This is a genomic window from Rhizorhabdus sp., from assembly GCF_018006725.1.
Lineage (GTDB): Bacteria > Pseudomonadota > Alphaproteobacteria > Sphingomonadales > Sphingomonadaceae > Rhizorhabdus.
In genome coordinates, this window is sequence record NZ_JAGMXV010000196.1 from 1 (window position 1) to 8,533 (window position 8,533).

7 protein-coding genes and 1 pseudogene are annotated in these 8,533 nt (G+C 65.9%); 4 read left to right on the forward strand and 4 right to left on the reverse strand.

The genetic code is table 11. The features are described from left to right. From KAY22_RS20735 to gatC, 4 genes are all read right to left on the reverse strand, one after another. Positions 1-2,120: hypothetical protein (locus KAY22_RS20735; protein ID WP_296625141.1), on the reverse strand; the 2,120-nt coding region annotated here is incomplete at its 3' end. A gap of 80 nt (positions 2,121-2,200) precedes the next feature. Next, positions 2,201-3,685 carry an Asp-tRNA(Asn)/Glu-tRNA(Gln) amidotransferase subunit GatB gene (gene gatB / locus KAY22_RS20740; RefSeq protein ID WP_296625142.1) on the reverse strand — a complete coding sequence of 495 codons (1,485 nt, stop codon included), beginning with the start codon at positions 3,683-3,685 and terminating at the stop codon, positions 2,201-2,203. Further along, on the reverse strand, positions 3,682-5,169 hold the full coding sequence (gene gatA, locus KAY22_RS20745) for an Asp-tRNA(Asn)/Glu-tRNA(Gln) amidotransferase subunit GatA (RefSeq protein WP_296625143.1): 1,488 nt from the start codon (positions 5,167-5,169) through the stop codon (positions 3,682-3,684). The genes gatB and gatA overlap by 4 nt, the downstream gene beginning before the upstream one ends. Next, complete coding sequence (gene gatC, locus KAY22_RS20750; protein ID WP_296625144.1) at positions 5,169-5,456, reverse strand: Asp-tRNA(Asn)/Glu-tRNA(Gln) amidotransferase subunit GatC; 288 nt, start codon at positions 5,454-5,456, stop codon at positions 5,169-5,171. Before gatC ends, gatA begins: the two co-directional genes overlap by 1 nt. Before the next feature lie 178 nt (positions 5,457-5,634). On the opposite strand from gatC, the gene KAY22_RS20755 reads away from it, so the two are divergent. From KAY22_RS20755 to KAY22_RS20770, 4 genes and pseudogenes are all read left to right on the forward strand, one after another. Further along, complete coding sequence (locus KAY22_RS20755) at positions 5,635-6,750, forward strand: DUF3089 domain-containing protein (protein ID WP_296625145.1); 1,116 nt, start codon at positions 5,635-5,637, stop codon at positions 6,748-6,750. Then, positions 6,747-7,202, forward strand: a complete 456-nt coding sequence (gene ruvX, locus KAY22_RS20760; RefSeq protein ID WP_296625146.1) for a Holliday junction resolvase RuvX — start codon at positions 6,747-6,749, stop codon at positions 7,200-7,202. The genes KAY22_RS20755 and ruvX overlap by 4 nt, the downstream gene beginning before the upstream one ends. Before the next feature lie 62 nt (positions 7,203-7,264). After that, positions 7,265-8,215 carry an aspartate carbamoyltransferase catalytic subunit gene (locus KAY22_RS20765; RefSeq protein ID WP_296625147.1) on the forward strand — a complete coding sequence of 317 codons (951 nt, stop codon included), beginning with the start codon at positions 7,265-7,267 and terminating at the stop codon, positions 8,213-8,215. Continuing rightward, positions 8,212-8,533: pseudogene (locus KAY22_RS20770) on the forward strand (dihydroorotase); the annotation flags it as partial. The gene KAY22_RS20765 and the pseudogene KAY22_RS20770, both read left to right, overlap by 4 nt.

An 8,533-nucleotide genomic window follows, 5' to 3' on the forward strand; every position in this document is an offset into this window, starting at 1 on the left:
GCATAGGGCACCGACACCCTGAGCGGATTGACGCCTTGCAGCCATCCCGCGACGCGGCCACCCTGCTGGTACCAGGCCTGCGACGCCGGCAGCCCCTGATCGCCGGGGCCGTAATAATGGTTGCGCAGCTTGATCGATCGCCGGGCATTGCCCTTGAACAGCGGTACGTTGCGGCCTTTCTCGAAAGCATGGACCGCGTCCGAGACATAGCCGGTCAGATAATCGAGCGCGATCGACCGCCAGGGCGTTCCGTCATGCGGCCTCAGTCCGTTGGGCAGGTTCATGTGCCAGACGATGGGCTCGGATATGATCTGCCGGTCGTCGCGGATGCCGCCAGATCCGGTCACGGGCGACCGCCCCTGAATGTTGAACGGCGTATATTCCAGCCAGAGCGCCGCATTCGCCGCCATCGAATTGGCTGTGTAGAGCAGGCTCGGATAGGGATCGCGCGTCCGCCCCGTCCGGCCGACCATCGTCCGGTAATCGCTCTGCTTCCAGGGGACGACGCGGATATTGCCGAAGCCGTTGGCCTGCCCCTCATTGCCCGCGCCGCCGCTGAAGATGCGCAGGTCATAGCCGTTGACCGAATAGTCGAGATGGCTACCGAAAGGCACGCTGAGATCGAGCAGCGGCACCGAGGCGCGGATCAGCCCCTGGTCGTGGCTGCCGGGGTCGCGGCTGCGCCAGATGATCCCCGAACGCACCGTACCATGCGGATACCAGCGATGCTCCTTGCTCACCATCGCGCAGCCGCGCCCGTCGCTGGGGCCGCCATAATGGCGGGGGATGTCGAGCCCATTGAGGGGGCCGCCGTCGGGACGTTCGACCATCGCGATCACGCGGTCGTCACGGTCCAGAATCCGCCATTTGTGCGGGACCATATAGGCGTTGCGGCCCGAAGGATCACCGAAGGGATTGTCCGGCATCACGCTTTCGTCCCAGTCATAGCCAAACTGGAACTGGACATAGTCGCCGCTGCGGATCGTCTCGCAGCGATAGGCGATGCCGCCGATGACCGGGACCGGCCCCTGCGGCAGGCATTCGATCCAGGCCGGCGTGGCCGCCCCCAGCACATCGTCCTCGAACCGGCAATTCTGGGCGACGGGACGGGTCATGACCAAGGCGTTCGGATGCGCGACGGCCTGGCCGGAGGACCAGTCCTCGAGCACCGCCTTATAAGCCGCGCCCGGCGGCACGTCGAGCGAACCGATGGTGATGTCGATCGTCCCGACGGATCCATCTGCGGCGCGCCACGCCAGCGTCCGGGGCGGCTGCGGCTGCCCTACCGCCCTGGCGTCGACGACGAGCTTCGGCAGATCGGATCCTTTGAAAGGCCCAGTCGAAACAGAGGGATAGGACAGGTTGGTGACAGGACGATCGAAGCTCAGCGCAATCTGCTTGACCACCATGCCATCGGCCGCCTGTCGCGCATTGCCGAGCACGGCATTGACCCACAGGTCCATCGCCGGGGTAAGGCGCGGCTTGATCTTCGTCGGGAACGGACCGCCTGCGGGCTTGCCGTCGATGAAGAAGGACAGAAAACCGCCCGGCTTGCCCGGTGCATCGCGCCATTCGAGTTCGAGCAGCTGCTCGGTCCCCGGCTTGCGCAGCACCGTGCTGAAGAAGCCGCCCTCGGCCGCATCGTCGCGGGTGATCAGAGCTTCCAGCTGGTCCGAACCATAGCGCGTCGTGAGCAGCACGGCGCCGACGCCCCAGTCCATCAGATAGCAGAGCAGCGCCCCGTCCGCCCGGGGGACGACGCCGCGAAAGGAGCAGCGCAACCGGCTCGGCGCCTGCGAACTCAGCCGGTCACCGCTCGACGGAAAGTCCAGTCCCAGCGGCCTGGAGTGAAGCGAGCTGTCCTTGTTGAGCCTGATGCCCGCCGGTCCCGACACCGCAGGGCCACTGGCGACGAGCGGTATCCGGCCCGACAGTGCGTCGCCCTGCCCGATCGCCACGGTCGACGGGCCCGCGAAACTCCAGTCGACCCGGACGGCGCGGGACGACAAGGTCGTGACCTCGCGTGCAAGCGGAAGACCGTCCGGGACCGAAAGCTGATAATCGCCGCTTCCCGCAGGAAGGTTCAGCGGAATGACGGTGCCGGGATCGCCATAGATCATGGCCGATCATAGCGCAGCTTGGCACCTACGCCAGCCCGAAGCGGGGAGACAGACGGCGTTAGGCCGCGCCTCCCCGGAGATCAGCCCAGCGCTTTCTTGAGCAGGTCGTTGACGACGCCCGGATTGGCCTTGCCGCCCATTGCCTTCATCGTCTGGCCGACGAAGAAACCGAACAGCTTGTCCTTGCCGCTGCGATATTCGGCGACCTTGTCGGCGTTGGCGGCCATGACGTCGGCGATGACCTTCTCGATCGCGCCGGTATCACTGGTCTGCTTGAGGCCACGCTCCTCGACGATCTTCGCGGGGTCGTCGCCGGTTTCGAGCATGATCTCGAACACCTGCTTGGACAGCGTTCCCGACAGCGTACCATCGGCAACGAGTCCGAGAAGTTCAGCGCCCTGCTTCGGGGTAACCGGGCTTTCGCCGATCGACTTTCCGAGCCGGTTGAGCGCACCAAAAAGGTCCGAAATCAACCAGTTGGACGCCTGTTTTCCGACTTCAGGACCGGTCTTGCCGGTCGCGTCGAGCAGCGCCTCGAACCAGCGTGCTGTCTCGACGTCCGAGGTGATCACCGCAGCGTTGTAAGCCGACAGTCCCAATTCACCCTCATAGCGCGCCCGCTTGGCATCCGGCAGTTCCGGCAATTCGGCGCGGCAGCGCTCGATGAACTCGTCGCTCAGTTCGAGCGGGAGAAGGTCGGGATCGGGAAAGTAGCGATAATCATGCGCATCTTCCTTCGACCGCATCGACCGCGTCTCGTTGCGATCGGGATCGTAGAGGCGGGTTTCCTGCACGATCTTGCCGCCGCTCTCGAGCACGTCGACCTGGCGGTTCGCCTCGGTCTCGATCGCCGCCATGACGAAGCGAACCGAATTGACGTTCTTCGTCTCGGTGCGGGTGCCGAAGGGCTCACCGACCTTGCGCACCGACACGTTGACGTCGGCGCGCATGGAGCCCTCCTCCATATTGCCGTCGCACGAGCCGACGTAGCGGAGGATCGATCGCAGCTTTCTGAGATAAGCCCCTGCTTCTGCAGGAGAACGCATGTCGGGACGCGACACGATTTCCATCAGAGCGACGCCCGAGCGGTTGAGGTCCACATAGGAGCGCGTCGGATGCTGGTCGTGCATCAGCTTGCCGGCATCCTGCTCGACATGGATGCGCTCGACACCGATCGTCTTGGCTTCCTTGATGCCGGCCTTCTCGTCGGCGTCGATCGTGATCGTGCCTTCACCCACAAGCGGATGATAGAGTTGCGAAATCTGATAGCCCTGCGGCAGATCGGCGTAGAAATAATTCTTCCGATCGAAGCGCGACCAGCGGTTGATCTGCGCGCCGATCGCCATGCCGGTCTTCACGGCCTGACGGATGCACTCCTCGTTCGGCACCGGGAGCATGCCTGGCATCGCAGCGTCGATCAGCGAGACATTCTGGTTCGGCTCCGCACCGAAAACGGCCGAAGCGCCCGAGAAGAGCTTGGAGTTGGAAACGACCTGCGCGTGCACTTCGAGGCCGATCACGACCTCCCACTCGCCGGTGGCGCCCTGGATACGATAGCTGCTCATTTCGCCCACCAATTCTGCGGCCGCGCCACGAAGCCGGCCCGCTGCTCGATCGCGAGACCGGCATTGAGGACACCCTGCTCGTCGAGCGGGCGGCCGATGATCTGCAGACCGAGCGGAAGCCCCTGCCCATCCAGCCCTGCGGGCACCGACATGGCCGGCACGCCGGCAAGGCTCGCCGGAACGGTGAAGACGTCGTTGAGATACATCTCCAGCGGATCGGCGCTCTTCTCGCCGAGCGCGAATGCCGCCGACGGTGCGGTCGGGGTCAGCAGCACGTCAACCTGCTTGAATGCCTCTTCGAAGTCGCGCGCGATCAGGGCCCGGACCTTCTGCGCCTTGGTGTAATAGGCGTCGTAGAAGCCCGCCGACAGCACATAGGTGCCGATCAGGATCCGCCGCTTGACCTCGGGGCCAAAGCCGGCCGCGCGGGTCGCCGCATACATGTCCTGCAGATTGGCGCCATCGGGCAGGTCACGCAGGCCGTAGCGCACGCCGTCATAGCGCGCGAGGTTCGACGAAGCCTCCGCCGGGGCGATGATGTAATATGTCGGCAGCGCATAGCGCGTATGCGGCAGCGACACGTCGACGATCTCAGCGCCTGCATCGCGCAGCCAGGCGATGCCCTGCTGCCACAACGCATCGATCTCCGCGGGCATGTTGTCGACCCGGTATTCCTTGGGAATACCGACCTTCTTCCCCCTGAGATCGCTCGACAAATTCTCTTCCCAGCGCGGGACGGAGACGTCGAGCGAGGTCGAATCCTTCGGGTCGAAACCCGACATCGCCTCGAGCAGGATGGCGCTGTCGCGCACGTCCTGCGCCATCGCGCCGGCCTGGTCGAGCGACGAGGCGAAGGCGACGATGCCGAAGCGCGAGCAGCGCCCATAGGTCGGCTTGATGCCGGCGATGCCGGTGAAGGCCGCCGGCTGGCGGATCGAGCCGCCGGTGTCGGTGCCAGTCGCGGCAGGTACGATCCGCGCCGCGATCGCGGACGAGGAGCCGCCCGACGAGCCGCCGGGCGCCAGCGGCGCGTTGCCGCCGTCGTTGCGCCGCCAGGGCGAGATGACATTGCCGAAGGCGCTCGTTTCGTTCGACGAGCCCATGGCGAACTGGTCGAGGTTGAGCTTGCCGAGCATGCCAGCGCCTGCGGCGAACAGCTTGGCGGTCACCGTCGACTCATAAGGCGGCACGAAGCCTTCGAGCATCCCGCTCGCCGCCGTCGTCTGATAGCCGGCGGTGCAGAACAGGTCCTTGATACCCAGCGGAATACCCGACAGCGGGAGCAACTCTCCGGCAGCACGCGCGCGATCGGCCACCTCGGCCGCCGCGATGGCATGGTCGGGCGTCTCGATGATGAAGGCGTTGAGCGGCTTGGCGCTCGCCACTGCCGTGTTGAAGGCCTCGGCGACCTCACGGGCGGAGAACTCTCCGGCGCGGAAGCCGTCGCGCAGGCCGGCAAGGCCCAGATCGGTGATGCCGCTCATTATTCGATCACCTTCGGAACGGCGAAAAAGCCGTGTTCGGCCTGGGGCGCGTTTGCCAGCACCTTGTCGCGGATGTCGCCATCGGTCACGACGTCGGCACGCAGGCGCTGATGGTTGGGGATGACGGCGGCCAGCGGGTCGACACCATCGGTATCGACTTCGCCAAGCTGCTCGATCCAGCCCAGGATGTTGTTGAGTTCGGGAACCATGGCTTCCACATCGCCGTCGGTAACGGCGATCCGCGCCAGGCTCGCGATCTTGCGGACGGTTGCGGCATCGACTGACATGGCCGCGCGGCTAGCATCCGGGCCGCGCGGCGGCAAGGGCGGCATGACGTATCGCCACCGAAACGGGCGCACCGCTTCTCTCATCTGCCGGCACTATCGCCATTGGACGCATGCGCGATTGCCCGCTACGCACTTGCCCCGATCGTCGTTGATGTCGCACTCGCAGACGGAGCCGTCCTTGCTCGCTCGCCGTTTCCTTTACCTGATCGCGGGGTTGATCGTGCTCACCTTGGCCGCCGGACTGACCTGGTCGCTGTTCCAGGACCAGCTGTTGCGCATGACCTTCGTGCCCGGCGGACGCTTCGATGCCGCAGCGGCCGGCCCGGCCCCCGATTATCGCAGCGCCGCGGCCTGGCTCTCGCGGCCCGATCTGCCCGACGACCCCGCGCGCTGGCTTCCGGACGGTGTGGCGCCTGCCGTGGAAAAGCCGGCAATCGCGGTATTCTACGTCCCACCCACCACTTATTACAGCAAGGCCAGCTGGAACGCTCCGATCGCCAACGTCGAATCGCGTCAATGGCTGCGCGCTTTTGCCTGGAGTGAAGCGAGCGCCTTCAACGCGATCGGTGCGATCTGGGCGCCGCGTTACCGCTCGGCGACGCTCGGTACGTTCATGACCGACTCTCCCGACGCGGCAAAGGCGCTCGATCTGGCCTATGGCGATGTCGAGCGGGCCTTCGACGCCTTTGTCGCGCAACTGCCGGCCAATCGCCCGATCCTGCTGGCGGGGCATAGCCAGGGCACATTGCACCTCATGCGGCTGCTGAAAGACAAGGTAGCGGGCAAGCCGATCGCCAAGCGCATCGTCGCCGCCTATCTGGTGGGCTGGCCGATTTCGGTCGAGGCGGACGTTCCGGTGCTCGGCCTACCGGCCTGCACCCGCGCCGACCAGGCCGGCTGCATCCTGTCGTGGCAGAGCTTCGCCGAACCGGCCGAACCCCGCCAGATCCGCGAGATCTTCGAATCGTCGGTCGGCCTGACCGGTGCGCCGCGCAAGGGCACGAACATGATATGCGTCAATCCGCTGACCGGCCTGCCAGCTAGCGCAGCGGCACCTGACGCCAATATCGGCGCTCTCGTTCCGAGAAGCGACTATATGGGCGCGGATGTGAAGCCGGGCGTCGTCGGCGCTCGCTGCGATCCGTCGGGCGTGCTGCTGATCGGCGCTCCACCCAAGGGATTCGACCGCTTCGTCATGCCGGGCAACAATTATCATGTGTTCGACTATGCGCTGTTCTGGGCGAACATTCGGGCGGACGCGGCGCGGCGCAGTGCGGCCTATCTCGGCCGATGATCACAAGCTCCACCCTCGACTTCCGTGACGCCTTGCCCGCCCGAGGCCGCCTCGCCGGGCTCGATGTCGGCACCAAGACCATCGGCATCGCGCTGTGCGACGCCAGCTGGACGATTGCCAGCCCCGCCGAGACGATCCAGCGGACCAAATTCACCGTCGACGCGGCCAAGCTGCGCCAGATCGTGGCGGCACAGCTGGTCACCGGATTGGTGATCGGCCTGCCGCTCAACCTCGACGGCAGCGATTCGCCGCGCACCCAGTCGGTCCGCGCCTTCGCCCGTAATATCGAGGCGATGGACCTGCCGATATTGCTGTGGGACGAGCGCTGGTCGACCCAGGCGGTTACCCGCACCCTGCTCGATGCCGACGCCAGCAGGGCACGCCGGGCCGAGCTGGTCGACAAGCTGGCAGCGTCCTACATCCTGCAAGGCGCGATCGACGCAATGATCTGACAGCAGCGGCGCCCCAAAGCCCGCTTGAGATCGGCCCCGCCCTGCCCTATGGCGCGGCTTTAATGTCTCATTCCTTCCCGCACCGCCATCTCACCGGCATTTACGGGCTTCTGCCGCACGAGATCCTGTTTCTGCTCGACGAAGCCGAGCAGTGGATCGCGCTCAACCGCGCGACCAGCAAGCATGACGACCGCCTGTCTGGCCTGACGCTGATCAATGCCTTCTTCGAAAATTCGACGCGGACGCTGCTGTCTTTCGAGATCGCGGGCAAACGCCTCGGCGCCGACGTGGTCAATATGCAGGTCGGCGCGTCGAGCGTGAAGAAGGGCGAAACGCTGATCGACACCGCGATGACGCTCAACGCCATGCGCGCCGACATGATCGTCATCCGCCACCAGTCGTCCGGCGCGGTCCAGCTGATCGCCGACAAGGTCGACTGCCCCGTGTTGAACGCCGGCGACGGACGCCACGAGCACCCGACCCAGGCGCTGCTCGACGCGCTGACGATCCGCCGTCGCAAGGGACGGATCGCCGGACTGGTCGTGGCGATCTGCGGCGACATCCTGCACAGCCGCGTTGCGCGTTCGAACATTCTCGCGCTCACCACTTTGGGCGCCGAAGTCCGCGTGATCGCGCCGCCGACGCTGATGCCCACCGCGATCGACCGGATGGGGGCGATCCCGTTCAGCGATTTCGATGCCGGGCTCGACGGTGCCGATGTGGTGATGATGCTTCGTCTGCAGAACGAACGGATGGACGGCGCCTATCTGCCGTCGCCGCGCGAGTTTCACGCGCTCTACGGCCTTACGCCCGAGCGGCTCGAACGGGCTGCGCCCGACGCGCTCGTCATGCATCCTGGACCGATGAACCGGGGGGTCGAGATCACGAGCAGCGTTGCCGATCATCCGACCCGCTCGGCGATCACCGAACAGGTCGAAATGGGCGTCGCCGTGCGCATGGCCTGTCTCGACGTGTTGACTCGCAAAAGGCGCGGCGTGGAGGGCTGGGCATGACCGCTTCGCTCGCCATCCTCAACGCACGCATCGTCGACCCGTCCGCCGGGACGATCACGGACGGCGGCATCCTCGTCCGGGACCGCCGGATAGCGGCGGTGGGCCTGTTCGAATGTCCGGCCGACGTCCCCCGCATCGACGCGGGCGGCGCGCATGTCGCGCCCGGCCTGATCGATCTCGGCGTCTTCGCCATCGATCTCAAGGCCTTTACCGCCGGGGGCATTACGCGCGCCGTGCTGATGCCCGACCAGTCGCCGCCGCTCGACCATGCGGCCTTGGTCCAGCGCGCGGCGGCTGCGGGCAAGCCCGATCTGTGGA